This window comes from Amycolatopsis sp. NPDC102389, from assembly GCF_044765885.1.
In the GTDB taxonomy this organism is placed as follows: Bacteria; Actinomycetota; Actinomycetes; order Mycobacteriales; family Pseudonocardiaceae; genus Amycolatopsis.
Map to the genome: position 1 here is coordinate 71,762 of NZ_JBIWKX010000035.1, position 26,504 is coordinate 98,265.

A 26,504-nucleotide genomic window follows, 5' to 3' on the forward strand; every position below is an offset into this window, starting at 1 on the left:
GATCAGACCGGGCGTCGAGCGGTGATCAGGAGGTGCTCCTCCGGCGGTGTGCCCGGCTCGTCCGCGGTGAAGATCTCGGAGTGGGTGCCGGTGACCTCCAGTCCGGCCGCCTCGACCCGCCGGACGAGGTCGTCCGGCGCGAAACTGGTCACGAGGAGGGAGCGGCTGAAGAACTCCGCCGGCGCGTTCTCGGCGTCCTTCGGAACGGTGACCAGCGCGAAGAGACCTCCCGGCACCAGCCAGCGCGCGATGTCGGCGAGCACGGCTTCGGTGTCCTTGCGCGGCATCTGAAGGAACGGGAAAAAGGCGCAGACGGCCTCCCAAGTCCCGGGCGGCGAAGTCCATTCGCGCACGTCGGCGTGGACGAAGGTGGCGGCCGGAACCTGCTCACGGGCCAACTCGATCATCACCGACGACACGTCGAGCCCGGTCACCCGATGCCCGGCGGAGGACAGCTCCTCGGCGACCGGCCTGCCGGTTCCGCTGCCGATGTCGAGCACCCTCGACGACGGCGGCAGGGTGTCCAGCAGATACCGCACCGCCTTGTCGACCGCCGGAGCCCGTCCGAAGACGTCTTCGTAGTCGGAACCGATGGCGTCGAACAGTTCCGCCGCGGTGACGGGTCGGTCCATTGCACAGCTCCCCGGATCGAGTGGATCTCCCGCCGGCGAATCTACCGTTCCCTCGGGCCGCCGTCTCGCGTCCTGAAAGGAGGTGGCCGTTTAGACTGGGGCGGACGGAGTTCCTGGGGTTTGGGGTGCGGATGAGCGTGTCGAGTGACGAGTTCCACCGGATGCTGAAGACGCTCGCCGACGTCGAGCGCTCCGACGCGAAGGAGTGGGAGTCGTTCAGCGTGCGCGGGAAGCGATTCGGCTACTACTGGCCGCGGACCCAGACCGTCGGCCTGAAGCAGACCCTCACGGAGCAGGAAGCTCTCGTGGCCGAACGGCCGGACGTCTTCGAGGTGCAGTTCACGGCCGGGGGATTCGGCTGGGTGGTGGTCTACCTCGACGGCATCGAATCCGACGAGCTCACCGAATTGGTCTACGAGGCGTGGCGCCTTTCCGCTCCCGAAGAACTCGTCGCCCAGGTTCCGCCGCCCTGCTGAGCGTTACCGCATTCGTGTGTTGACGTGCGTCACTCTTTTCTCGGGGAACGTCTTCCGCGTCGTGGCGTTGTAGAGGGTGTCGGTACGGATGGTGCCCCCGGGCCTCACCCTTCGCCTTCATGGAATACCGGTTCGGCCGGAGCCATGTCGTGCCTTTCGCCGAGAGGCGGCCCACCGTATCGACCTTTGCTCCCGCTTCCGCTCGCAGGTAACCCCCAGGCCTTCGCTGAGCGGGAGCGGGTCTTTTTGTTGCCTGGCTTCGGGTTGACGTAGGTCACCCGCTTGTCAGGGAATATTTTCGTGTTCCGCAACGTTATGGGAAACGTCGGTTCCCGCATTCGAGTGTAGACGCGGGTCACAGCGATTCGGGCTCGATGCCGGGGAACATTTCAGCCGGTGGTGCGTTGTAGAGAGTGTCGGTACGGATGGTGCCCCCGGGCCTCACCCTTCGCCTTCACGGAATACCGGTTCGGCCGGAGCCGTGTCGAGCCATTCGCCGAGAGGCGGCCCCCGTACCGGCCACAAACTCCCGCTTCCTGCTCGCAGGAACCCCCAGCCTTCGCTGAGCGGAAGCGGGACCTTTTCTTTGCTGTGGTCGAGCCCGTCGCTGGGGTGGTGGCGGGCTTTCGGTGGCTATGGGCGGGGTCGCGGCCTGCCGGTCTCGCTCATGATCGAGGCGAACACGGCCAGCACCGCGGCGCCTTGCCGACCAGGCCGCCTGGCACGAGCGCGATACTCAGCGCCGGGATTGCTGCTACGACGATGATCAGTCGGGTGGGGAGGATTGCGGACGTTCAAAGTCCGGAATGTTCCCCAGCCGGGTATGTGTCACGGATCCTCCGTTGGTCAAGGTCGGAGTTCGGGGCGTGGACGGCTACGGGAGCTGCGGGCATGACGAGGGGCCCGTCGCCGGTGTGGCCGACGGGCTCCTCGGGGTTCAGACGTGGTGCAGGGTGTTACGTCGGGGTTTTCGGAGCGGGTCCCGGTATTGGGGTGGGATGAACTCCGGTAACCCGTCGGCTGCCATGAGTACTTCCCAGTCACCGTGATGAATCAGGCGATGGTGGAAACCGCACAGCAGCACGAGATTCCGCAGATCCGTCGGCCCGCCGTCCACCCAGTGATGAATGTGATGGGCGTGGCAATTCTTGGGTTTCCGATGGCATCCCGGGAAGGCGCAGCCGCCGTCGCGGATGTTCAACGCGCGTCGTTGGCCTGGGGTGACGAACCGCCGCAGACGTCCCACATCCAGCGGTTCCCCCGCAGCGCTCATCACGACCGGCAACATCAGACAGTCGCAAGCGGCGAGGCGGGCTTCGCGGGCGGTCATCGTCCCCACGAAATCCAGGCACGCGGTCCCGAGACCCGATTTCAGTTCCTCAAGCCCGATCGTGACGTGGATCAGGGTCCGGTAGCCGCTGGTGCCGGGCTGATCGGGGCAGGCGATTGCCAGGTCGAGGATATCGACCCAGGCGTCTCCCATGCGTTCGCACTTCATTCGCAGATCCGCCTGCCCGAACTCGTCCACCGGCCTCGGCTGGGCGTACGCATCGAGGACGGCTGCGGTGCGGGCACCTGTCTCGTCATCGAGCAGGCCGGTGAGTTTCCAGAACCCGTCCTTGCGCCGTTCCAGGGTGATCTCGCGGCGCGGTTCCTTCGGCTCGGGATCCTTGGGTTCCTTGCCGTCCGGGTCGAGCCAGCCCAGCAGGTTCACTTCGGCGTCGGCGAGCTGACGAGGACCGGCGTTCGGGGCGAGATCGGCGAGAATCTTCTCCGCACTCTCCCGATCCTCGGCAGAGGTGTCGGCTGGGAGTCTCTTCAAGATCTCCAGGATCTGATCGATCCGCTCGTTCCCGACCAGTCCTTCGGCGGCGACCGCGGCGGTGGCGGGAGCAACGGCCGGAACCTCCGTGCCATCCAAAGCGCGCGTCGGGTTCAAGGCGATGGCCCGGTTCACCACCGCGCTCGCCTCAGCGGCCGACAACCCGGCTATATCGGCGAACCAGGCAGCCGTCCGGCCGTAGCCGTACAAGTCTTTGGCGCCACGAGCCTCGATCTCCGCCAGGAACTGCCCCAGTCCGGCGGTCGCCATCCGAATCACCTGCAGGGACTGTTGCACGCCCTGGGCAAGCTCCAGCTTGCCAGCGCGCCACAGTTCTTGCGGCAGTTCGGGGAGGAAGGTCTCGGACACCCCTCAATAATACCGCAATCCTGTCGAACATGTGTTCGTAATTTTGAGCGACAATCAATCTGAACAAATGCCACTGAAGGGTGATGATGCCATTTACGTTCAGGTACCCACAGTGGCGAGGCGAGAGCGAGGTGCCGTGAAGGACTCCTTGAGGGACCCAGAGTCCCTCAAGGAGTCCTTCACGGACTCACGACCCACCAGGCAGCAGATCAGGACTCCACGAGAGCCCCGCCGGTCAGCCGCACCCGCCGGTCCACCTTGATCTCCTTCAGGAACCGCTCATCGTGGCTCACCACCACGAAAGCCCCCTGATAAGCACCCAACGCACTCTCCAGTTGCCCGACGCTGACCAGGTCGAGATTGTTGGTCGGCTCGTCCAGCAGGAGCAGTTGCGGCGCGGGTTCGGCGAACAGGACGCAGGCCAGGGTGGCGCGCAGACGCTCGCCCCCTGAGAGAACGCCGACGGGAAGCTGGCTTCGCGCGCCTCGGAACAGGAAGCGCGCGAGGAGGGTCATGCGCTGCGACTCGGGGAGGCTTGGGGCGAACGCGGCGAAGTTCTCGGCGATGGTCCGGTCGAGGTCCAGGAGATCCAGTCGTTGGGAGAGGTACGCGATCCGGCCCTCCGCCCGTTTCATCACGCCGCTGTCCGGTGTGAGGTCGCCGTTGAGTACCCGCAGAAGCGTCGACTTGCCGGTGCCGTTTCCGCCGGTCAGGGCGATTCGCTCGGGGCCGCGGATCGTCAGGTCGACGCCGTCGCCCGCGAAGACGTTCCGGTCGCCGTAGCGCACCTGGATGTGCTCGCCGTGGAACATCGTGCGCCCGGCGGGGACGTTGGTGCCCGGCAGGATCAGCGCGATCTTCTGGTCGTCGCGAAGGGAGCGTTCTGCCTCGTCGAGGCGGTTCTTCGCGTCGCTGACCCGGGCGGCGTGCGTCTCGTTCGCCTTGCCCGCGGACTCCTGGGCGTTGCGTTTCATGGTGCCGGCGAAGATCTTCGGCAGGCCGGCGTTGCCGAGGTTGCGGGCCGCGTTGCCGGCGCGTCGTGCCGCTCGTTCGCGCGCCTGCTGCATCTCCCGCTTTTCGCGTTTGACCTCTTGCTCGGCACTGCGGACGTTGCGTTCCGCGACCTCCTGCTCGGCCTTGACCGCCGCTTCGTACTGGGTGAAGTTCCCGCCGTGGTAACGAAGATCGCCGCGATCGAGTTCGGCGATCCGGTCCATCCGGTCGAGCAGTTCCCGGTCGTGACTCACCAGCAGCAGACAGCCGGACCAGTCTTCGAGCACCCCGTACAGCTTGCGGCGGGCGTCGAGGTCGAGGTTGTTGGTCGGTTCGTCCAGCAGCAGGATGTCGGGCCGCTTCAGCAACTGGGCGGCCAGGCCGAGGGAGATGATCTGCCCACCGCTCAACGTCCGCAGGCTCCGGTCCAGCGAGATGCCGTCGAGGCCGAGGCGGTCGAGCTGCGCTCGGGTGCGTTCCTCGATGTCCCAGTCGTTGCCGATGGTGGTGAAGTGCTCGTCGCTCGCGTCGCCGGATTCGATGGCGCTCAATGCCGCGAGCTGCGGTGCGATGCCCAGCACCTCGGCCACGTTCAGGTCGGCGGTGAGCGGCAGCGACTGCGGCAGATAGCCGAGGACTCCCTGGACGGAGACGGACCCGGACACCGGCTGTAGCTCGCCGGCGATCAGTTTGAGGAGCGTGCTCTTGCCCGCCCCGTTCGGCGCGACCAGGCCGGTGCGTCCACCGGGCACGGTGAAGGACAGGTCGTCGAAGACGGGGGTGTCGTCCGGCCAGGCGAACGACAGGGCGGATACGACGACGAAGGCGTCTGACATGGAAATGACCTCGTGAAAGACAGCGGGCGCCTCAAGGCCGCACCGCGGTGGACGTGGTTTCGAGGGGACGACAAAGTGGCCACGTCGGCGTCAGCGCCGGTGGCCTGCCAACTCCGGCTCACCCGGAGATGTCGTCTTCACCTGCCACGTCTGGTCTCCCTGTTCGTCGATCAGGTCCGCCTCCACGATAACAAGACCTGCCGGGGCGCGGCCACCGCATTCCCGCCGTGCGACCGTGATCCGATACGACTTCCGCTTCGTATTCGGTTTTTCGCCACGATTCCCGATAATCGGTAATCGTGTGATGTGGATCATATCCATTGAGGGAAAGGGGTGGCACTTCTAGTGTTCTCGATGTGACGTTTCGCGACTGGGGAATTCCGCGAAATCGTCATCATCCGATTCCTTGACCTGAGAGGTTCCTCAATGACGCCGAGTGCCCTGTTCCGAAGACGAATCGCGACCACGGCCACCGTGCTGGGGACGTTCGCCCTGGTCGCTCCGCCGGCGCAAGCCGACGAAACCGCCGTTCCCTGTGATCCCGCCGCGCTGGTCCAGGCCGTCGTCGAGGCGAACGCCACCCCCGCGCCGGACACGCTGTCCCTGACGCCGAACTGCGTCTACACACTCACGACGGTCGCCGACGCTACCTGGAACGCGGGGCTGCCCTCGATCCAGGGAAAGCTCACCGTCCACGGCAACCACGCCACCATCGAACGCGCCAAGGACGCGCCCCGATTCCGGATCATCTCCAATTGGGGCGACCTGACGTTGAACGAAGTCACGATCGCGGGCGGCCACGCCCCCGACGGGGTTGGGACCGGTTCTTATGGCGACGCGAATCCGGGCGAGTCCGGCGGCGGTATCAAGAACTGGGGCCCGCTGACCATCATCGACAGCGTCATCAGCGGAAACACCGCCGGCTCGGGTGGTCCTGGCGCGGACGCTACCGCCACCACCAGTGCCGGTAGCGGTGGCTACGGAGGATTCGGCGGTGGGATCTCCTCCTATGGTTCCCCACAGGTGACTTTGACGATCACCCGCAGCTCGATCACCGGCAACGCCTCCGGCTCCGGAGGTCCTGGCGGAAACGGGGTGGCCGCCAAGCCGGGTGGCCGGGGCGGTTCCGCCGGCTTCGGCGCCGGTGTCGACGTGCTCAGAGGCACCGTCCTGCGGCTCACCGACAGTGTCGTCACCGGCAACAGTGGCGGGAGCGGTGGCAAGGGGGGTGCGGGTGGCACGGAGGGCGGCAGCGCCGGGCACGGCGGCAGCGGCGGCACGGGCGGTGGCCTGATGATGTCGACCAGCCCGGGTGTGCCGCTGAACCCGGCCATCACCCGCACCATCATCACCGGCAATCACGCGGGACGCGGCGGAGATGCCGGCGTCGCGGGGCCGGGCGGTTACTCCGGGATCTCCGGTTACGGAGGCCGGGGCGGAGGGCTCAGCATATTCGATGACAATCTCACGCTCGACGCCGTGACGGTCGGCGAAAACGCCGCGGGCGAACCTGGGGCCGGCTCCTACCCGGTTCCGGCCTCCGGTGGCGGCATCTACACGCTCGATGGACGGGTGGCGCTGGTGAACGGGGCTGTGGTGAGCGGCAACCGGCCGGACAACTGCACCTCCACCGCGGATGTGCCCGGCTGCGTCAACGGGTTCCGGGCCGTCCGTGCCGACGGTCAGGACCGTCGGGCCGCCGATCGTGCCGCCGCGGAACGCGCCGAGCGCTCTCGCGGGTAGCCCTCAGGCGAGGGTCGTTCGGGACGAAAGACGTCCTGAACGACCCTCGCCGTCAGCTCAGCCCGTTCAGGCTGATCGTCCGGGAGTACCAGAGCGCGCTCCGCTTCGGCGTCCGTTGTTGGGTCGCGTAGTCGACGTGCACGAGGCCGAACCGCTTGGCGTATCCCTCGGCCCACTCGAAGTTGTCGAGCAACGACCAGTAGAAGTAGCCGCGCAGATCGACGCCGGCCTCGATCGCCTCGTACGCGGCGCGCAGATGCGAGTCGAGGAAGGCGATCCGGTCGGTGTCCGCGATGTCCCCGCTGATCATCGTGTCCGGATAGGACGCACCGTTTTCGGTGATGTACAACGGGATCGGCCGATAGTCGCGATGGACCTGGAGCAGGCATTCGGTGAGCCGCGACGGCTGGACTTCCCAGCCCGAGTCGGTGCGCGGCGCCGCCTCGTCGGGAACGAAATGGACGTCGGGGGAGCCGAGCCAGTCGGCGCCCGCCGGTTCGCTGCCGGGCAGTGGGCTGCCCGCGACCTGGTAACCGCGGTAGTAGTTGATGCCCAGCCAGTCGATCGGAGCGGCGATGGTCGCGAGGTCGCCGTCCCGCACCAGTTCTCCGATGCCGAGCGGCGCCAGATCGGTCAGCAGGTCCTCGGGGTAGGAACCACGCAGCACCGGGTCCAGGAAGAGCCGGTTCTGCAGACCGTCGATCCGGCGCGCCGCCTCCAGGTCCACAGTGGACGACGGATCCACCGCCGACACCGGGTACAGGTTCAGGGTGATCCCAGACGACGCGGCCGGGGCGTGCCGCCGCAGGACGTCCATCGCGAGCCCGTGCCCCAGCAGCAGATGGTGCGCGGCCGCGACGGCGGCGCGGGGTTCCTGCCTGCCGGGTGCGTGGATCCCGCGCGCGTAGCCCAGCATCGCGGCGCACCACGGCTCGTTCAGGGTGGACCAGCGCGGCACACGGTCGCCCAGTCGCGCGACGACCGTTTCGGCGTACTCGGCGAACCGGAAGGCCGTCTCGCGCGAGGTCCAGCCGCCCGCGTCCTCGAGCGTTTGGGGGAGATCCCAGTGATAGAGCGTCGCCCATGGCTCGATTCCGGCTTCGAGGAGCTTGTCGACGAGCCGGTCGTAGAACGCGAGCCCCGGGGGATTCGGGTCGCCGCCGTCGGGCCGGATCCGCGGCCACGACAGGGAGAACCGGTACGCGCCGAGCCCGAGCCGTCGCATCAGGTCGACGTCTTCGGCGTAGCGCCGGTAATGATCGGCACCCGGTTCCCCGGTGTCGCCGCCGACGACGGCGCCGGGGCGGCGGGCGAAGACGTCCCAGATCGAGTCGGTCCGGCCGTCGGCGGTCGTCGCCCCTTCGACCTGGAAGGCCGCGGTGGCGGCGCCCCACACGAATCCGGGCGGGAACAGCAGCGCGGTCTTCGCCCGGACACTGTCGGGATGAGCGGACATGGTCACCCTTTCACGGCACCTTGCATGATCCCGGCCACGATCTGGCGGCCGAGGAGGAGGAAGACGATGAGGATCGGGATGGTGGCCAGGGTGGTCCCGGCCAGCACCAGCGAATAGTCGACGTAGTAGCCGCTCTGCAGCTTCTCCAGTGCCAGCTGGACGGTGGGGTTGCCGGCGTCCAGCACCACGAGCGGCCAGAGGAAGTCGTTCCACGACGTCATGAACGTGAACATCGCCAGGATCGCCGCCGCCGGGCGGACCGCGGGCAGGCAGACGTTCCAGAAGATCCGGATCATGCTGCAGCCGTCGACCCGCGCCGCCTCGATCAGTTCGAACGGTACGGCGTCCACTGTGTACTGACGCATCCAGAAGACGCCGAACGCGGTCACCAGGTTCGGCACGATCACCGACTGCAACCCGCCTGCCCAGCCGAACTCCGACATGGCCATGAACAGCGGGATGATGCCGAGCTGGGTCGGCACGGCGAGGGTGATGACGATGAACACGAACAGCCCGTTCCGCCCGCGGAACCGCAGTTTGGCGAAGGCGAACCCAGCCAGCGAAGAGAACAGCACGGTGGTGAGAGTGACCGTGCCGGACACGATCAGGCTGTTCGCGAGCGCCTTCCAGAACGGCACCGTGTCGAAAACCCTCGCCGCGTTGGCGAAGAAGTTCCCGCCGGGCAGGAAGGGCGGCACCCGCTCGGTGAGCATCCCGCTGTCCCGGCTGGCCACCAGGAACGACCAGTAGAACGGGAAGAGCGAGCCCAGCACGAAGATCGTGAGCACGACGTAGGTCGCCCGGCGTGGTTTGCCCAGCGCCGAAACGCTTCGTTTGAGTCCCTTGTGGATAGTGGTCATTTCTTCTTCACCGCCGTGAGCCTGCCGGTGAGGAAGAAGTTCACCAGTGCGATCAGCACGATGATCACGAACAGCACCCACGCGATCGCCGAGGCATAACCGAGTTCGTAGTTCTCGAAGGCCGTTTGGTACAGGTACAGCGTCACGGTCTGGAACTGGTTGGACGAACCGCCGTTGTTCGAGCCCGGCATGGCGTCGAACAGCTTGGGTTCGGTGAAGATCTGCAGGCCGCCGATCGTCGAGGTGATCGTGACGAAGATCAGCGTCGGCTTGAGCAAGGGCAGCGTGATGCTGAAGAACCGGCGTGCCGTGCCCGCGCCGTCGATGAGGGCGGCCTCGTGCAGTTCCTTCGGGATGGCCTGCATCGCCGCCAGCACGATCAGCGCGTTGTACCCGGTCCAGCGCCAGTTCACCATGATCGCGATCGCGACGTGGCTGCTGAACCGGCCCGCCTGCCAGTCGACCGGGTCCAGCCCGATGGTCTGCAACAGACCGTTGACCAGCCCGTACTTCGGCCCGAACAGGTTCGCGAAGATGATCCCGAGCGCCACCAGGCTGGCGGCGTAGGGGAGCAGGACGCCGACGCGCCAGCCGGTCGCCCCGCGGAGCCTGGCGCTGAGCAACGCCGCCAGGAGCACCGCGATGATCAGCTGCGGAACGCTGGAGAGCAGGAAGATACTGACGGTGTTCTCGAGCGCGTTCCAGAACTGCGTGTCGGCGAACAACTCCTTGAAGTTGTCCAGCCCGATGAAGACGGGATCGTCGTCACCCGCCTCCCAACTGAACAGCGACACGTACGCCGTGTAGAGCAGCGGGAACAGTCCGACGATCCCGAACACGACGAAGAACGGGGCGATGTAGAGGTACGGCGAGACCTTGACGTCCCAGCGGCTCAGCCGGTGGCGGAGGGTGGGCCGGGGCGGCGTGCGCACCCCGGCCTTCCTCCCCTCCGGCGCGATCTTGTCGACGACGGTCATCGGTCAGCGCGTGATCTTCTTCGCGGTGTCGAGCAGCTGCGTCCAGCCCTCGTCCGCCGACTTGCCCTGTTCGACGGCCTGCAGCGCCGGGCTCGACGCGTTCTCCTGGATCTGGCCGTCACCGGGGCCCTTGTACTGCGGCTTCGCGACCTTCTTGGCCTGCTCGGCGAACAGCTGCCCGATCTTGGCGCCGCCGAAGTAGGTGTCGGTCTCGCTCAGCAGTGCCTGGTCTTCCAGCGCCTTGACCTGGCTGGGGAAGGTGCCCTTCGCCTTGAACGCCTTGATCTGCTGCTCGGGCGCGGTCAGCCAGGCGGCGAGTTCGGCCGCCTCCTTCGGATGCTTCGACTGCGTGGGCACGGTCAGGTACGAGCCGCCCCAGTTCCCGCCGCCACCGGGGAACGCCGCGGTGACCGCCCACTTGCCGGCGTTCTCCGGGCCGGAGTGCTCCTCGATCACGCCGAGCATCCACGCGGGGCAGACCTTCGTGGCGAAGGCGCCCTGCTTGAACCCGGAGTTCCACTCGTTGCTGAACGCGGTCAGCTTGGCCGACTGTCCTTTCGCGACGGCGCCGGTCACCTTGGTCCAGGCATCCCTGATGCCCTGGTTGGATTCCACCGCGAGCTTGTCGTCGCTGCCGATGTAGCCGGTGGGGAGCTGGTTGACCATGGCGTTGAAGTTCTGCGCGGCGGAGTCGAACCACGCCTTCCCGCCGGACTTGGCGACGTACTGCTCACCCGCCGCGAAGTAGCTGTCCCAGGTCGCGAACAACGGCTTGACCGCTTCGGGGTCCGACGGCAGGCCGGCCGCTTGGAGCATGTCCTTGCGGTAGCACATGGCCAGCGGGCCGATGTCCGTCCCGTAGCCGATGAGCTTGCCGTCCTTGGTCTTCGCCGCGTCGTACTTCCAGCCGAGCCAGCGGTCGGGGGACGCCTCCGCCGGGCCGATCTTGGTCAGGTCGTTGAACTTCGAGCCCTTGTCGAGGACGTTCGACAGGTGGCCTTCCTCGACGGCGGTGACATCGGCGAGGCCGGAACCCGCGGCCAGTTTCGTGATGAGGTCCTGGTGGTACGGCCCGCCCTGACCGGTCTTGCGGTGGGTGATCTTGATGTTCGGGTGCAGCCGCTCGTACTCGGGAATCAGCTCCTCGTAGCCGAACTCGGTGAACGTCGCCAGTGACAGCTCGACCTTGGCGTTCGGGTCGGACGCGGCGGGCGTCCCGCCGTCGTCACCCCCGCAGGCCGCCAAGCCGAACGCCGTCATCGTGATACCCAGTGTCAGCACCAGGCCGTTCCGAAGGCTTCTCACGTGTAATACCCCTTGCCGGTGGAAGGGAACGCCGTCGCGTGACCAGAAAGTGGGAGCGCTCCCAGAGGATGCGCAGAGTGTGTCGCCACGGTTTGGCCGTGTCAAGGGCTTGTAATGAGAGTGTTTCCATCAGGGGAGCGCTCTCAGTGCGGACGCCCGCCGGACACTAAGCTGTCGGTGTCCGGGTGGAGCTGAAGAGTGAAGGTGGCGCGGGTGGGGCCTCGACCAGGGGAAGACGGCAGGCCGACGCTGGAAGACGTCGCCGCGTCCGCCGGGGTCAGCCGGTCGACGGCGTCCCGGGCGCTGAACGACGACGGCTACGTCAGCGCGCGCTCCCGCGAGAAGGTCCAGGCCGCGGCCCGCGAGCTCGGGTACTCCCCGAACCAGGCGGCCAGATCCCTGGTGACCAAGCGGACCGGCGCGGTCGCGGTCGTCCTTTCGGAGCCCGAGGCGCGGCTGCTCGACGATCCGTACCGCACCGCGGTCATGCGCGCGGGCTATCGCGAGCTCGCCGACATCGGCTGTCAGATGGTCTTGATCTTCAGCGACACCCGCGAGGACCTCGACCGTACGGTCCGGTTCCTGGACGGCGGGCACGTCGACGGCGTGCTGGTGTTCGCGCCGCATCGCACCGACCCGCTGCCCAAGGCGTTGCGGCAGTTGAGGATCCCGGTGGTGTACGGCGGGCAGGCGGCCGGGCTCAAGCGCGGTGTCCACGTCGTCGACTTCGACAACGAGGGCGGCGCGAAGCTCGCCGTCGCGCATCTGGTCGAGGCCGGCCACCGGCGGATCGCCACGATCGCGGGCCCGCAGGACCAGAGCGCGGCCATCGACCGGCTCTCCGGCTGGCGCAAAACCCTCCTCGACGCGGGACTCGACCCGGCGGACCTGATGGAGGAAGGCGACTTCACCCTGACCGGCGGGGCGAAGGCGATGTCGAACCTGCTCGCGCGGCGCCCCGATCTCGACGCCGTCTTCGTGGCCAGCGACATGATGGCCCTCGGCGCGCTCCGCACGCTGCATTCCGCCGGACGGCGGATTCCGTCGGACGTCGCCGTCGTCAGCTTCGACGACAACGCGACGCTCGCGCCGGAGATGGACCCGCCGCTGACGTCGGTCCATCAGGACCCGCGGGAGCAGGTCCACGCGATGGTCGAGACCCTGCTCGCGGTGATGGACGACCGGGATCTCAAGCCCCGCCAGCGGATCTTGCCGGTCTCGCTCACGCATCGCGCCTCCAGCTGAGGCCGGGCTCCGTGACCCGACTGTGACTCGGGGAGCGCTTGACCCGGCTCGTGTTATCGCTAACACTTGCGGCACTCGTCACACGGTACCGGGATTGGGAGACAGGCGATGGCGCGCGAAACCACCGAGAGCAAGCAGGCCAGTCTCACTGACGTGGCCGCGCTCGCCGGGGTTTCGCATATGACCGTCTCGCGGGTCATCAACGGCACCGGGCCGGTCCGCGCGGAGACGCGGGTCCGGGTCAACGCCGCCATCGAGCAGCTGGACTACCGGCCGAACTCGGTCGCCCGCGCGCTGGTCACCGGCCGCTCGGGCACGCTCGGCGTGGTCGCGCTGGAGGCCAACCTCTACGGCCCGGCCAGCACCTTGAGCGGTATCGAGCACGCCGCCCGCGAGGCGGGCTACGCGACGACCATAACCAGCATCAGCCGCCCGGGCCGGTCGTCCATCACCGACGCGGTGGAGCGCCTGCGGCGCCAGGCCGTCGAGGGCATCGTCGTGATCGCGCCGCATGTCACCGCCGCCCGCGCGCTGGAAGCGGCGCCCAGCGACGTGCCGCTCGTCGCGGTCGGCGGCGGGGAGAAGGCGCCCGTCCCGGTGATCTCGGTCGACCAGTACGACGGCGCGCGCCGCGCCACCGAACACCTGCTCGGCCTCGGGCACGAGACCGTCTGGCACGTGGCCGGCCCCGAGGACTGGCTGGAGGCGCTCGACCGCGAACGCGGCTGGCGCGAAACCCTGCAGCGGCACGGCGCGCGGATCCCGCCCGTCGTGCGTGGTGACTGGAGCGCGCGTTCCGGGTACGCGGCGGGGCGATCCCTCGTCGGCGAAAAGGGGCTGGACGCGGTGTTCGTGGCCAACGACCAGATGGCCCTCGGTTTTCTTCGCGCCTGCACCGAGGCCGGGGTGAACGTGCCGGGGGAGATGCGGGTCGTCGGCTTCGACGACGTTCCCGAGGCGGCGTACTACACGCCGCCGCTGACGACGGTGCGCCAGGACTTCGTCGAAGTCGGCAGGCGCACGTTCGACCTGCTCCGCCGCCGCATGAACGGCGGTGAGAACCGAGATCGCGACCTGGTGATCCCCGAACTGATCGTGCGGGAGAGCACCGGTCTTTCGTAGCACCCTGAGCCGTTCACCGGACTCAAGGCGCGAGTGTTAACGCTAACTCAATTGATCAGTGCGGATCTAGGAGTCGATGTGGCAAGAAAACCGTGGACGGCGATCGTGGCCGGAGTGGCCGGGCTGCTCCTGCTCAGCGCGTGCGGCGGTGGCGGCGGAACGGGCGGCGGCGCGCTCACCCTCGGCTTCGCCCAGGTGGGCGCGGAAAGCGGCTGGCGTACGGCGAACACGAAGTCGATCCAGGATTCCGCGAAGGCGGCCGGGATCGAGCTGAAGTTCTCCGACGCGCAGCAGAAGCAGGAGAACCAGATCGCGGCGATCCGGTCGTACATCCAGCAGAGGGTCAAGGTGATCGCCTTCTCGCCGGTCGTGGAATCGGGCTGGGACACCGTGCTCAAGGAGGCGAAGACGGCGAACATCCCGGTGATCCTGACCGACCGGGCCGTCGACTCCCAGGACAAGTCGCTGTACAAGACCTTCCTCGGCTCGGACTTCGTCGCCGAGGGCAAGAAGGCGGGCGAGTGGCTGGCCAAGGAGTTCGGCTCGGCGGCGGGCGACGTCAGCATCGTGGAACTGCAGGGCACCACCGGTTCCGCGCCGGCCAACGACCGCAAGAAGGGCTTCGCCGACGTCATCGCGTCGAACCCGAAGTTCAAGGTCGTCGCGTCGCAGACCGGTGAGTTCACCCGGGCCAAGGGCAAGGAGGTCATGGAGGCCTTCCTGAAGTCCCAGCCCAAGATCGACGTGCTGTACGCGCACAACGACGACATGGCCCTCGGCGCCATCGAAGCGATCGAGGCGGCCGGGAAGGTACCGGGCAAGGACATCAAGATCGTCTCGGTCGACGGCGTCCGCGACGCCCTGCAGGCGCTGGCCGACGGCAAGATCAACCACGTCGTCGAATGCAACCCGCTCCTCGGCCCGCAGCTGATGGATCTGGTGAAGAAGGTCGCCGCCGGGGAGCAGGTGCCCCCGCGCATCGAGACCACCGAGACCGAATTCGACCAGGCCGCGGCCAAGGCCGCGCTGCCGCAACGCCAGTACTGAGCCGATGACCGAACCTCCTGCGATGCTGCGGATGAACCACATCCGGAAGGAATTCCCCGGCGTGGTCGCCCTCGACGACGTCTCCTTCCGGATGTTCCCCGGCGAAGTGCACGCCCTGATGGGCGAGAACGGCGCCGGCAAGTCCACGCTGATCAAGGTGCTCACCGGCGTGTACGGGGTGGACGCGGGCACGATCGAGCTCGACGGCTCCCGGGTCGCGTTCAGCGGCCCAGGAGAGGCGCAGCGCTCCGGCGTGAGCACCGTCTACCAGGAAGTGAACCTCTGCCCGAACCTGTCGGTGGCGGAGAACATCTGCCTCGGCAAGGAGCCGCGAAGGCGCGGCCGTATCGACTGGCGCGAGACGCGCCGCCGGGCGGCCGCGCTGCTGGCCAGGCTGGACGTCGAAGTGGACGTCGCGGCCGAGCTGGGCAGCTGCTCGATCGCGGTGCAGCAACTGGTCGCGATCGCGAGGGCACTCGACGTCGACGCGCGGGTGCTCGTGCTCGACGAACCGACGTCCAGTTTGGACGCGGGCGAGGTCGAGCAGCTGCTGAACGTCGTGCGTTCCTTGCGGGATCAGGGCATGGCGATCCTGTTCGTCTCCCACTTCATCGAGCAGGTCTTCGCCGTCGCGGACCGGATGACGGTGCTGCGCAACGGGAAGCTGATCGGGGAGTACCGCACCGAGGAGATCACCCCGGTCGATCTGGTGACCAGGATGATCGGCAAGGAACTCGCGGCTCTCGAAGACATCGAGGACGCGGGGCACAGCCGGTCCGACCTCGCCGGGGCGCCCGTCTTCCTCGAAGCGGGCGACGTCGGACGCAAGGGCGGTGTCGCGCCGTTTTCGCTCGACATCCGGGCCGGCGAGGTCGTCGGCCTCGCCGGACTTCTCGGTTCGGGTCGCACCGAACTGGCGCGGCTGCTGTTCGGCGCCGATCACGCGGACAGCGGTTCGGTGCGGATCGACGGCGAGGCGGTGTCCCTGAAGACGCCGCGGACCGGTCTCGACCACCGCATCGCGTTCTGCTCGGAGAACCGCAAGACCGAGGGCCTCGTCGAGGAACTCACCGTGCGCGAGAACATCGTGCTCGCGCTGCAGGCCTCGCGGGGCTGGGCGCGGCCGATCCCGCGTCGGCGGCAGGACGAGATAGCCGAGCGCTACATCGAGATGCTCGACATCCGGCCCGCCAACGCCGAAGCGAAGGTCGGTGACCTGAGCGGCGGCAACCAGCAGAAGGTGCTGCTCGCGAGGTGGCTGATCACCGAGCCGCGGTTGCTGATCCTCGACGAGCCGACGCGCGGTATCGACATCGGCGCCAAGACGGAGATCCAGCGGCTGGTCGCCCGGCTTTCGAGCGAGGGGATGGCCGTCGTGTTCATCTCCGCCGAACTCGAGGAGGTGCTGCGGTTGAGCCACCGGGTCGTCGTGTTGCGCGACCGCGCGGTGGTCGCCGTACTGGACAACGAATCGCTGACCGCGGACCAGGTCATGGCGACGATGGCCGAAGGAGTCGCACGATGACCAAGCACCGCTTGTTCTGGCCGGTCGTCGCGCTGCTGGCGCTGCTGCTCGGCGACCTCATCGCCCACCCGGCGTTCTTCGCGATCGAATTCCGCGACGGACACCTCTACGGGAACCTGATCGACATCCTCAAGAACGGCGCCCCGCTGATCCTCATCGCGATCGGCATGACGCTGGTGGTGGCGACGCGGGGGATCGACCTGTCCGTCGGCGCGGTCGTCGCGATCAGCGGCGCGCTCGCGTGCCTGCACCTCAGCGGGCTCGGCGACCAGAACAGTCTCGGCGGGACACTCGCCGCTGTTGGGATGGCGCTGGGACTGGCCCTCGCGCTCGGTGTGTGGAACGGCTGGCTCGTGGCGGTGCTGGGCATCCAGCCGATCATCGCGACACTGATCCTGATGGTCGCGGGCCGCGGTATCGCCCAGCTGATCACCGGCGGTCAGATCATCACCGTCAATTCGCATCCCTACGAGTGGATCGGCAGCGGGTTCACCTTCGGCCTGCCCAGCGCGATCCTCATCGCGCTGGCGGTGTTCGCCATCGCGGCGGTGCTGGTCCGCCGGTCGGCGCTGGGGCTGCTGGTCGAATCGGTGGGTGGCAACCCGGAGGCGGGCAGGCTCGCCGGGCTCCGGTCGGCCCGCCTGATCTGGCTCACCTATGTGTTCTGCGCGCTCTGCGCCGGCATCGCCGGGCTGATGATCAGCGCGAACGTGCACAGCGCCGACGGCAACAACGCCGGGCAGTTCATCGAACTGGACGCGATCCTCGCCGTCGTCATCGGCGGGACGCTGCTGACCGGTGGCCGGTTCTCGCTCACCGGTTCGGTGATCGGCGCGCTGCTCATCCAGACGCTGACGACCACCGTCTACGCGCTCGGCATCGCCCCGCAGGCGATCATGCTGTTCAAGGCCGTGGTCGTGCTGGCGGTCTGCCTGCTGCAGTCGCCGGTGTTCCGCAAGAAGCTCGCGAGGCGCAGGAAAACGGCATCGCCGCCTGCCGCCGTGCTGCCGGAGAAGGTGGAGGCCGGGGTATGACGACACTCGACCGCGTCAAGGGCTATCGGCCCCGGCAGCGGCATCTGCCGATCCTGGCGACGATGGCGATGCTCATCGGCGCGTACATCTACGGTGCTTCGAGCTACACGGCGTTCGGCTCCGGACAGGTCGTGCTCGACCTGTTCATCAACAACGCCTTCCTGCTGGTGGTCGCCGTCGGGATGACGTTCGTGATCCTCACCGGCGGGATCGACCTGTCGGTGGGCTCGGTGGTCGCACTGTCCACTGTGGTCTCCGCTGATCTCTTGCAGAACCAGGGCTGGCCGGTGCTCGCGGTCATCCCCGCGGTGCTCGCGATCGGTGCGGCGCTCGGCTTCGGGATGGGCGTGCTGGTCCAGGTCTTCGAGATCCAGCCGTTCATCGCCACGCTGATCGGGATGTTCTTCGCCAGGGGGCTCTGTTACACGATCAGCACCCAGGCGTATTCGATCGACGACCCGACCGTCGCGAGCCTCGCGCAGACGCAGATCCCGCTCGGCGGGGAGCTGCACATCTCGATCGGCGTGGTCGTCGCGCTGGTCGTGGTCGCCGTCGCGGCGTATGTCCTTTATGGAACGCGGTTCGGCCGGACGGTCTACGCGATCGGCGGGAACCCGAAGTCCGCGCTGCTGATGGGCCTGAACGTCGGCCGCACGCGGATCTCGGTCTACACGCTCAGCGGATTCTGCTCGGCGCTCGGCGGACTGCTCCTGGTGCTGTACAAGTCCTCCGGCGATCCGCTCAACGGCGTCGGGCTGGAGCTGACCGCGATCGCGGCCGTCGTCATCGGTGGCACGCTGCTCACCGGCGGCTCCGGCTACGTCCTCGGGACGGTGCTCGGGATCATGGTGCTGGGCATCATCCAGACCCTGATCACCTTCGACGGCACGCTGAACTCCTGGTGGACCTCGATCATCACCGGCGCGCTGCTGTTCGCCTTCATCGTGCTGCAACGCCTCGTCGGCAGGCGAGCCACGTGATCGAGGGCGTAACTCGCGTGATTGGAGGCGTAACACGCGTGATTGGAGCCGGATCGGCCGGAGACACGTGAGTTACGGCTTCAAGCACGCGAGATACGGCTTCAATCACGCGTGATCGTGATTTTCGACCAGAAATGTGAACGCTAACAGTGCGGGAGAAGAAGTGAGTACAAGGGAGCCGCTGGTCGTCGGCGTCGACTTCGGGACGCTGTCCGGCCGGGCCGTCGTGGTCCGCGTCCGTGACGGCGCGGAACTGGGCAGCGCGGTTTCGGAGTACCGGCACGGCGTGATCGACCGGATCCTGCCGCAGAGCGGGCACGGTCTGCCGCCGGACTGGGCGCTCCAGGTGCCTTCGGACTACGTCGATGTCCTCCGTACCGCCGTGCCGGAAGCCGTTCGTGCCGCGGGGGCGGACCCGGCCGACGTGATCGGCATCGGCACCGACTTCACCGCGTGCACGATGGTGCCGACGACGGCCGACGGCACGCCGCTGTGCGAGCTGCCCGAGTTCACCGCGAATCCGCACGCCTACGTGAAGCTGTGGCGGCACCATTCCGCGCAGCCGCAGGCGGACCGGATCAACGCGCTGGCCAGGAAGCGCGGCGAGTCATGGCTGCCGCGCTACGGCGGGCTGATCTCCTCGGAGTGGGAGTTCGCCAAGGCGCTGGAAGTCTTCGAAGAGGCGCCCGAGGTCTACGACCGGATGCGGCACTGGGTCGAGCTCGCCGACTGGATCGTCTGGCAGCTCACCGGGACCTACGTCCGCAACGCGTGCACCGCCGGGTACAAGGGCATCCTGCAGGACGGTCGTTACCCGAGCGCGGAGTTCCTGGAAGAGCTGGCGCCTGGCTTCGAGTCCTTTGTGGATGACAAGCTCGTGCATCCGCTGGGCGCGCTAGGTGCCAAAGCGGGCAGCCTGAGCGCTCAGGCTGCGGAGTGGACCGGGCTGCCGGAAGGGATCGCGGTCGCCGTCGGCAATGTCGACGCGCACGTCACCGCGCCCGCCGTCCAGGCGGTGGAGCCGGGGCAGATGGTCGCGATCATGGGCACCTCCACCTGTCACGTGATGAACGGCGCCGAACTGCGCGAGGTCCCGGGGATGTGCGGCGTTGTCGACGGCGGGATCGTGTCCGGGCAGTGGGGCTACGAGGCCGGGCAGAGCGGTGTCGGCGACATCTTCGCGTGGTTCGTCGAACACGGCGTCCCGCCGTCCTATGTGGACGACGCTCGGGAGGCGGGGATCTCCGTTCACGAGCTGCTCACGCGGCTCGCCGCGACGCAGGAGATCGGTGAGCACGGGCTCGTCGCGCTCGACTGGCACAGCGGGAACCGGTCGGTGCTGGTCGACCACGAACTCTCCGGCGTGATCGTCGGACAGACGCTCGCGACCCGCGCCGAGGACATCTACCGCGCGCTCTTGGAAGCGACCGCGTTCGGCACCAGGACGATCATCGAGACGTTCGAGCGCGCCGGCGTGCCGGTCACCGAACTGATCGTCGCCGGGGGCCTGGTCAAGAACCCCCTGCTGATGCAGATCTACGCCGACGTCACGAACCTGCCGCTTTCCGTGGCCGGTTCGGCGCAGAGCCCGGCGCTGGGCTCCGCGATCCACGCCGCCGTCGCCGCCGGAGCGCACGCCGACGTCCCGGCCGCCGCTCTCGCGATGGGCTCGGTCCGCCGTGCCGTCCACCGGCCGATCGCCGAGAACGTCAAGGCCTACAACGATCTTTACGCCGAATACGCCGCACTGCACGACTATTTCGGCCGTGGGGCCAACGACGTCATGCACCGGCTCGCCGCCCGACGCCGTTCCGTCCGGAAAGGACAGCACCGATGAGCCTCGCCGTGGAGATCACGGACACCTTCGAAGAGCTGCGCGACACCGTCGCCCGGTTGCACAGTGAGCTGACCCGCTACGAGCTGGTCATCTGGACCGCGGGCAACGTGTCGGCGCGCGTCCCCGGGCACGATCTGATGGTGATCAAGCCGTCCGGAGTGTCCTATGGCGACCTGACCGCCGACACGATGGTCGTCACCGACCTGTACGGCGAGGTCGTCCATGGTGACCTGGCGCCGTCGTCGGACACGGCCGCGCACGCCTACGTCTACCGGCACATGCCGGAGGTCGGCGGGGTCGTGCACACGCATTCGACGTACGCCACCGCGTGGGCGGCGCTCGGGGAACCGATCCCGTGCGTGCTCACGATGATCGCGGACGAGTTCGGCGGGGAGATCCCGGTCGGGCCGTTCGCCTTGATCGGTGACGACTCGATCGGCCGGGGCATCGTCGAGACGCTGCGGTCGAGCCGCTCGCCCGCGGTGCTGATGCGCAACCACGGCCCGTTCACCGTCGGGCGCACCGCGCGCGACGCGGTCAAGGCCGCGGTGATGGTCGAGGACGTCGCGAAGACCGTCCACATCGCTTCCGCGCTGGGCACGCCGGAACCACTGTCCGAACAGGACGTGGACCGGCTCTACGCGCGCTACCAGAACGTCTACGGCCAGCAGGGAGAGAAGTGAGCACACAGCGGAAGACCGAGGTCTGGTTCCTCACCGGGAGCCAGGCGCTGTACGGCGAGGAGACCCTCGAACAGGTCGCGGGCCAGTCGTTGCAGATCCAGCGGATGCTGGCCGACACCGGCCGGATCTCGGCCGGGATCGTCGCGAAGCCGGTGCTGACCGAGCCGTCCGCGATCCGGCGCGTGATGCTCGAGGCGAACGCGGACGACGCCTGTGTCGGCGTGATCGCGTGGATGCACACGTTCTCGCCGGCGAAGATGTGGATCACCGGACTCGACGCGCTGCGGAAACCCTTGCTGCACCTGCATACCCAGCTCAACGAGGCACTGCCGTGGCAGTCCATCGACATGGACTTCATGAACCTGAACCAGGCCGCGCACGGCGACCGCGAGTTCGGCTACATCCAGACCCGGCTCGGCGTACCGCGCAAGACCATCGCCGGGCACGCGGCGGATCCGTCGGTCGCCGACCGGATCGACGCCTGGGTCCGGGCCGCGGTCGGCCGCCAGACGATCGGCTCGCTCAAGCTCGCGCGGTTCGGCGACAACATGCGCGACGTCGCGGTCACCGACGGGGACAAGGTCGAGGCGGAACTGAAGTTCGGCGTCTCGGTGAACACCTACGGCGTCAACGAACTCGTCGCCCTGGTCGACGCGGTGCCCGACGCCGAGGTCGACGCGCTCGTCGACGAATACGCCGAGACGTACGCGCTCGCACCGGAATTGGCCAAGGCGGGGGAGCGGCACGAATCGCTGCGCTACGCGGCCCGGATCGAGCAGGGGCTTCGGACGTTCCTGACCGACGGCGGTTTCGGCGCGTTCACCACGAACTTCGAGGATCTCGGCGGTCTGCGGCAGCTCCCGGGGCTCGCGGTGCAGCGCCTGATGGCCGACGGCTACGGCTTCGGCGGCGAGGGCGACTGGAAGACGTCCGCGCTGCTGACCGCGGTGAAGGCGATGGGCCGCGACTCCGAGCGCGGAACGTCCTTTATGGAGGATTACACCTACCACTTCGGTCCCGGCGAACCGAAGATCCTCGGTGCGCACATGCTGGAAGTCTGCCCGAGCATCGCCGCCGCCAAGCCTTCGTGCGAGATCCACCCGCTCGGTATCGGCGGCCGCGAGGATCCCGTCCGGCTGGTCTTCGACGCCGCCGCCGGTGACGCCGTCGTGATCGGCCTCGCCGACCTCGGTGATCGATTCCGCTTGGTGGCCAACGAAGTCGAGGTCGTCGCGCCGGACGAGCCGCTGCCGAATCTGCCGGTGGCACGTGCGGTGTGGAAGCCGGCGCCGTCGCTGGCGACGTCCGCCGAGGCGTGGATCACGGCGGGCGGCCCGCACCACACGGTGCTCACGCAGGCGGTCGGGGCCGAATCGATCCGGGATTTCGCGACCATGCTCGACGTCGAGCTGCTGGTGATCGACCAGACCACGACCCCCGCTTCGATCGCCGACCGGATGCGCTGGAACCAGGCCTATTACCGGCTCGCACAAGGATTCTGATCGGTCCCCACCGGAGAGAAGGAACAATGAAGTTCACGAAACTGGCCACACTGACCGTGGCGGTCGGCCTCGGTGCCGCGCTCACGGCCTGCGGTTCGAGTGAGAAGACCGTCGATCAGCAGGCGGCCGCGAGCGGTGCCGCCGGCGGCCTCGTCGGCGTCACCATGCCGACCAAGTCGTCCGAGCGCTGGATCCACGACGGCGACAACATCAAGGCGGCGCTGGAGAAGCTGGGTTACCAGGTCGACCTGCAATACGCCGAGGATGACATCCCCACCCAGGTGAACCAGATCGAGAACCAGATCACCAAGGGCGCGAAACTGCTCGTGATCGCGTCGATCGACGGCACCGCGATCACCACCCAGCTGCAGGAGGCCGCGGACAAGAAGATCCCGGTCATCGCCTACGACCGGCTGATCCGCAACACCCCGAACGTCGACTACTACGCGACCTTCGACAACTTCAAGGTCGGTGTGCAGCAGGCGACGTCGCTGCTCACCGGGCTCAAGGTGCTCAAGGAGGACGGTTCGCCCGGTGAGGGCAAGGGACCGTTCAACGTCGAGCTCTTCGCGGGTTCGCCGGACGACAACAACGCGACGTTCTTCTTCAACGGCGCCATGTCGGTACTGAAGCCGTACCTCGAAAACGGGACGCTGGTCGTCAAGAGCGGCCAGACCGCGTTCAACGTCGCGGCGATCCTGCGCTGGCAGGCGGCGACCGCGCAGCGGCGGATGGAAGACCTGCTGACCAAGACCTACAGCTCCGGCGCCAAGGTGCAGGGCGTGCTTTCGCCGTACGACGGGCTTTCCATCGGCATCCTCTCGGCGCTGAAGAGCAACGGCTACGGAACCCCGGGCCAGCCCTACCCCGTGGTGACCGGCCAGGACGCCGAGGTCGCGTCGGTGAAGTCGATCATCGCGGGTGAGCAGTACTCGACGATCTTCAAGGACACCCGCAAACTCGCCGACACCACGGTCAAGATGGCCGACGCGGTGCTCAAGGGCGGCAAGGCCGAGACCAACAACACCACGGACTACAACAACGGCCAGAAGGTCGTCCCGGCGTTCCTGCTGGAGTCGGTGATCCTCAACAAGGGGAACTACCAGAAGGAACTCATCGACTCGGGCTACTACAAAGCGGAACAGCTGAGGTAGCGACGTGACCGACGAAATCCTTCGGATGCGGGGGATCACCAAGACCTTCCCCGGCGTCAAGGCGCTGCAGGACGTCAATCTGTCGGTGCGCCGGGGAGAGATCCACGCGATCTGCGGCGAGAACGGTGCGGGCAAGTCCACGCTGATGAAGGTGCTCTCGGGCGTCTACGCGCACGGCTCGTACGACGGCGAGATCGTCTTCGACGGCGAGCCGTGCGCGTTCTCCGCGATCCGCGACAGCGAGCGCCGCGGCATCGTGATCATCCACCAGGAACTCGCGCTGTGCCAGCAGCTGTCCATCGCGGAGAACATCTTCCTCGGGAACGAGAAGGCGCGCGGCGGGCTGATCGACTGGAACCGGACCAACTCCGAGGCCGGCGAGCTGCTGCGGCGCGTCGGCCTGCGGGAGAACCCGGTGACGCCGGTGCTCGACATCGGCGTCGGCAAACAGCAGCTGGTGGAGATCGCCAAGGCACTGTCCAAAGAGGTCAAACTGCTGATCCTCGATGAGCCGACGGCGGCACTGAACGACGACGATTCGGCGCATCTGCTCGAATTGCTGCGCGGCCTGCGCGACGACGGCGTCACCTGCGTCCTGATCTCGCACAAGCTCAACGAGATCGCCGCGATCGCCGATTCGATCACCATCCTGCGCGACGGCAGGACGATCGAGACGCTGGACGCGGCCTCGGTCACCGAGGACCGGATCATCGCCAGGATGGTCGGGCGAAAACTGGAGAACCGGTTCCCGCCGAGGGAGCCGCGGATCGGCGACGAAGTCCTCCGCATCGAGGACTGGACCGTGCACAGCCCGACGCAGCACGGCCGGGTCGTCGTCGACGGCGCGAGCCTGACCTTGCGGCGCGGCGAGATCGTCGGGCTGGCGGGGCTGATGGGCGCCGGACGCACCGAACTCGCGATGAGCGTGTTCGGCCGCTCGTACGGCAAGGACATCTCCGGGCGCCTGATCAAAGACGGCAAGGAGATCGAAGTGCGCACGGTCGGCGACGCCGTCGCGAACGGGATCGCCTACGCCACCGAGGATCGCAAACGCTACGGGCTCAACCTCATCGAGGACATCCAGCGCAACGTCTCCGGTGCCGCGCTGGGCAAACTCGCCCGGCGCGGCTGGGTGGACGAGAACGAAGAACACCGTGTCGCCGAAGAATTCCGCAAGAGCATGAACATCAAGGCACCGGACGTGCGCAGCGTGACCGGCACGCTCTCCGGCGGCAACCAGCAGAAGGTCGTGCTGTCCAAGTGGATCCTCACCGATCCGGACGTGCTGATCCTCGACGAGCCCACCCGCGGCATCGACGTCGGCGCGAAGTACGAGATCTACACGATCGTCAACCGGCTCGCCGACGAGGGGAAGGCCGTCCTGGTCATCTCGTCCGAGCTGCCGGAGCTGCTCGGTCTGTGCGACCGGATCTACACGTTGTCGGCGGGCCGGATCACCGGTGAGGTCGGCCGGGCCGAGGCCACCCAAGAGGTCCTCATGCGGGCGATGACCAGGGAACAGGAGTAAGACATGAGCACCGCCTCCGCCGACACCGTCACCGGTGTCGGTGACCAGCAGGGAGCCGCGCCGGCCAGGGCGCCGCGCCGGATCTCGTTCAACCCGCGCGAGAGTGGCATCTATGTCGCCTTCGCGCTGATCGTCGTGTTGTTCTCGATCCTCACCGGCGGCGCGCTGCTGGAACCGCAGAACATCTCGAACCTGATCGTGCAGAACTCGTACGTGCTGATCCTCGCGATCGGCATGATCCTGATCATCATCGCCGGGCACATCGACCTGTCGGTCGGTTCCGTGGTGGCGCTGACCGGCGCGATCTCGGCCGTGCTGATGGTGAACATGGGCATGGCGTGGCCGATCGCGCTGCTCATCACGCTCGCCGTCGGCGCGGTGATCGGGGCCTGGCAAGGGTATTGGGTCGCGTACTTCGGCATCCCCGCGTTCATCGTGACGCTGGCGGGAATGCTGATCTTCCGCGCCCTCACCCTCACCGTGCTCGGGAACCAGGGGATCGGCCCGTTCCCCGACGAGGTGCGGACGCTGGCGAACGGTTTCACCGGCGGCTACCTCGGCAACATCGGACTCGGCCCGCTCGGCGGCGCCGACGTGGTCAGCCTGCTGGTGGGCGCCCTGGCCATCGCGGGCGCGATCGTCTCACGGTGGCGCAAGCGGACGGCCCGGCTGAACTACCTGCAGGAGGTGGACCCGCTGCCGATGTTCCTGCTGAAGATCGCCGCGGCGGCCGCCGTCGTGCTGTTCGTGGTGGTCCAGCTGGCGCGGTACAAGAACCTGCCGTGGGTGCTGATCCTGCTGTCGGTGCTGGTGATCGGCTACTCGCTGGTGACGACGCGGGCGGTGTTCGGCCGCCACATCTACGCCATCGGCGGGAACCTCCAAGCCGCGACGCTGTCCGGTGTGAAGGTCAAGTCGGTGACGTTCTGGATCTTCGTCAACATGGGCGTGCTCTCCGCGCTCGCCGGGATCATCGTGGCCGGACGGCTCAACCAGGCCGGGCCGACCGCGGGCAACATGTTCGAACTCGACGCGATCGCCGCGGCGTTCATCGGCGGCGCCGCGGTGCAGGGTGGCGTCGGCAAGGTGGTCGGCGCGATCACCGGCGGCCTCATCATGGGCGTGATCAACAACGGCATGTCCCTGATCGGCGCGCCGACCGAGAGCGTGAACCTGGTCAAGGGCTTCGTGCTGCTCGCCGCCGTCGCCTACGACATCTGGACCAAACGGCGGGCCCGTACCGCCGCCTGATGGTCGTGAGTGGCGTTTCGGGTTCTAACCCGATGTCTGAGTTCAGGACATGTCGGACAGTTGATGTTTCAGGACCTCACGGACACTGACCGGCCTGTCGGCGTGGTGACCAGGGCTTGTGTGGTGA

General features: G+C 67.5%; 21 protein-coding genes. 14 read left to right on the plus strand and 7 right to left on the minus strand.

Annotated elements, in window-relative coordinates; all coding sequences use genetic code 11:
- Window positions 1-2: 2 nt before the first annotated feature.
- Window positions 3-632, minus strand: coding sequence for a class I SAM-dependent DNA methyltransferase (locus ACIRGA_RS26675; RefSeq protein ID WP_400945595.1), 630 nt, complete (start codon window positions 630-632; stop codon window positions 3-5).
- A 131-nt stretch (window positions 633-763) separates the two neighbouring features.
- Between ACIRGA_RS26675 and ACIRGA_RS26680 the strand changes: the two genes are divergently transcribed.
- Window positions 764-1,108 carry an MmcQ/YjbR family DNA-binding protein gene (locus ACIRGA_RS26680; RefSeq protein ID WP_400945597.1) on the plus strand — a complete coding sequence of 115 codons (345 nt, stop codon included), beginning with the start codon at window positions 764-766 and terminating at the stop codon, window positions 1,106-1,108.
- A gap of 937 nt (window positions 1,109-2,045) precedes the next feature.
- Here the strand turns inward: ACIRGA_RS26680 and ACIRGA_RS26685 are convergent.
- On the minus strand, window positions 2,046-3,299 hold the full coding sequence (locus ACIRGA_RS26685; protein ID WP_400945600.1) for a DUF222 domain-containing protein: 1,254 nt from the start codon (window positions 3,297-3,299) through the stop codon (window positions 2,046-2,048).
- 209 nt (window positions 3,300-3,508) lie between these two features.
- Complete coding sequence (abc-f, locus tag ACIRGA_RS26690; protein WP_400945603.1) at window positions 3,509-5,128, minus strand: ribosomal protection-like ABC-F family protein; 1,620 nt, start codon at window positions 5,126-5,128, stop codon at window positions 3,509-3,511.
- A gap of 426 nt (window positions 5,129-5,554) precedes the next feature.
- On the opposite strand from abc-f, the gene ACIRGA_RS26695 reads away from it, so the two are divergent.
- Window positions 5,555-6,871 (plus strand): hypothetical protein, encoded by a 1,317-nt coding sequence (locus tag ACIRGA_RS26695; RefSeq protein WP_400945606.1) that lies wholly within the window; start codon window positions 5,555-5,557, stop codon window positions 6,869-6,871.
- A gap of 52 nt (window positions 6,872-6,923) precedes the next feature.
- On the opposite strand, the gene ACIRGA_RS26700 is transcribed toward ACIRGA_RS26695, so the two are convergent.
- From ACIRGA_RS26700 to ACIRGA_RS26715, 4 genes are read right to left on the minus strand one after another with little or no spacing between them, the layout of a single operon-like run.
- On the minus strand, window positions 6,924-8,333 hold the full coding sequence (locus ACIRGA_RS26700) for a GH1 family beta-glucosidase (RefSeq protein ID WP_400945608.1): 1,410 nt from the start codon (window positions 8,331-8,333) through the stop codon (window positions 6,924-6,926).
- Entirely contained in the window at window positions 8,330-9,187 is an 858-nt protein-coding gene (locus ACIRGA_RS26705; RefSeq protein WP_400945610.1) for a carbohydrate ABC transporter permease, read from the minus strand. Before ACIRGA_RS26705 ends, ACIRGA_RS26700 begins: the two co-directional genes overlap by 4 nt.
- Window positions 9,184-10,164 (minus strand): carbohydrate ABC transporter permease, encoded by a 981-nt coding sequence (locus tag ACIRGA_RS26710; protein WP_400945612.1) that lies wholly within the window; start codon window positions 10,162-10,164, stop codon window positions 9,184-9,186. The genes ACIRGA_RS26705 and ACIRGA_RS26710 overlap by 4 nt, the downstream gene beginning before the upstream one ends.
- 3 nt (window positions 10,165-10,167) lie before the next feature.
- Window positions 10,168-11,469 carry an ABC transporter substrate-binding protein gene (locus ACIRGA_RS26715; protein ID WP_400945614.1) on the minus strand — a complete coding sequence of 434 codons (1,302 nt, stop codon included), beginning with the start codon at window positions 11,467-11,469 and terminating at the stop codon, window positions 10,168-10,170.
- A 198-nt stretch (window positions 11,470-11,667) separates the two neighbouring features.
- Between ACIRGA_RS26715 and ACIRGA_RS26720 the strand changes: the two genes are divergently transcribed.
- The 12 genes from ACIRGA_RS26720 (at window position 11,668) to mmsB (ending at window position 26,377) form a co-directional block, all read left to right on the plus strand.
- Window positions 11,668-12,714, plus strand: coding sequence for a LacI family DNA-binding transcriptional regulator (locus ACIRGA_RS26720; protein ID WP_240598219.1), 1,047 nt, complete (start codon window positions 11,668-11,670; stop codon window positions 12,712-12,714).
- Window positions 12,715-12,822: 108 nt separating this feature from the next.
- Window positions 12,823-13,836, plus strand: a complete 1,014-nt coding sequence (locus ACIRGA_RS26725) for a LacI family DNA-binding transcriptional regulator (RefSeq protein ID WP_400945617.1) — start codon at window positions 12,823-12,825, stop codon at window positions 13,834-13,836.
- 78 nt (window positions 13,837-13,914) lie between these two features.
- Window positions 13,915-14,883, plus strand: a complete 969-nt coding sequence (locus tag ACIRGA_RS26730; protein WP_400945619.1) for an ABC transporter substrate-binding protein — start codon at window positions 13,915-13,917, stop codon at window positions 14,881-14,883.
- 22 nt (window positions 14,884-14,905) lie between these two features.
- Window positions 14,906-16,408 carry a sugar ABC transporter ATP-binding protein gene (locus tag ACIRGA_RS26735; RefSeq protein ID WP_400945649.1) on the plus strand — a complete coding sequence of 501 codons (1,503 nt, stop codon included), beginning with the start codon at window positions 14,906-14,908 and terminating at the stop codon, window positions 16,406-16,408.
- Entirely contained in the window at window positions 16,405-17,442 is a 1,038-nt protein-coding gene (locus tag ACIRGA_RS26740) for an ABC transporter permease (RefSeq protein WP_400945622.1), read from the plus strand. The genes ACIRGA_RS26735 and ACIRGA_RS26740 overlap by 4 nt, the downstream gene beginning before the upstream one ends.
- Window positions 17,439-18,422, plus strand: a complete 984-nt coding sequence (gene yjfF / locus ACIRGA_RS26745; RefSeq protein WP_400945625.1) for a galactofuranose ABC transporter, permease protein YjfF — start codon at window positions 17,439-17,441, stop codon at window positions 18,420-18,422. The genes ACIRGA_RS26740 and yjfF overlap by 4 nt, the downstream gene beginning before the upstream one ends.
- A gap of 163 nt (window positions 18,423-18,585) precedes the next feature.
- The gene (araB, locus tag ACIRGA_RS26750) at window positions 18,586-20,259 is read left to right on the plus strand and encodes a ribulokinase (protein ID WP_400945627.1); all 1,674 of its coding nucleotides are present in this window, start codon (window positions 18,586-18,588) and stop codon (window positions 20,257-20,259) included.
- A complete protein-coding gene (locus ACIRGA_RS26755; RefSeq protein ID WP_400945630.1) occupies window positions 20,256-20,942 on the plus strand; it encodes an L-ribulose-5-phosphate 4-epimerase in 687 nt (228 codons plus the stop codon). Before araB ends, ACIRGA_RS26755 begins: the two co-directional genes overlap by 4 nt.
- Entirely contained in the window at window positions 20,939-22,444 is a 1,506-nt protein-coding gene (gene araA, locus ACIRGA_RS26760) for an L-arabinose isomerase (RefSeq protein WP_400945632.1), read from the plus strand. The genes ACIRGA_RS26755 and araA overlap by 4 nt, the downstream gene beginning before the upstream one ends.
- Window positions 22,445-22,470: 26 nt before the next feature.
- Entirely contained in the window at window positions 22,471-23,598 is a 1,128-nt protein-coding gene (gene chvE, locus ACIRGA_RS26765) for a multiple monosaccharide ABC transporter substrate-binding protein (RefSeq protein WP_400945634.1), read from the plus strand.
- Window positions 23,599-23,602: 4 nt separating this feature from the next.
- The gene (mmsA, locus tag ACIRGA_RS26770) at window positions 23,603-25,126 is read left to right on the plus strand and encodes a multiple monosaccharide ABC transporter ATP-binding protein (RefSeq protein WP_400945637.1); all 1,524 of its coding nucleotides are present in this window, start codon (window positions 23,603-23,605) and stop codon (window positions 25,124-25,126) included.
- Window positions 25,127-25,129: 3 nt separating this feature from the next.
- Window positions 25,130-26,377, plus strand: coding sequence for a multiple monosaccharide ABC transporter permease (gene mmsB / locus ACIRGA_RS26775; RefSeq protein WP_400945640.1), 1,248 nt, complete (start codon window positions 25,130-25,132; stop codon window positions 26,375-26,377).
- The last annotated feature ends 127 nt before the right edge of the window (window positions 26,378-26,504 follow it).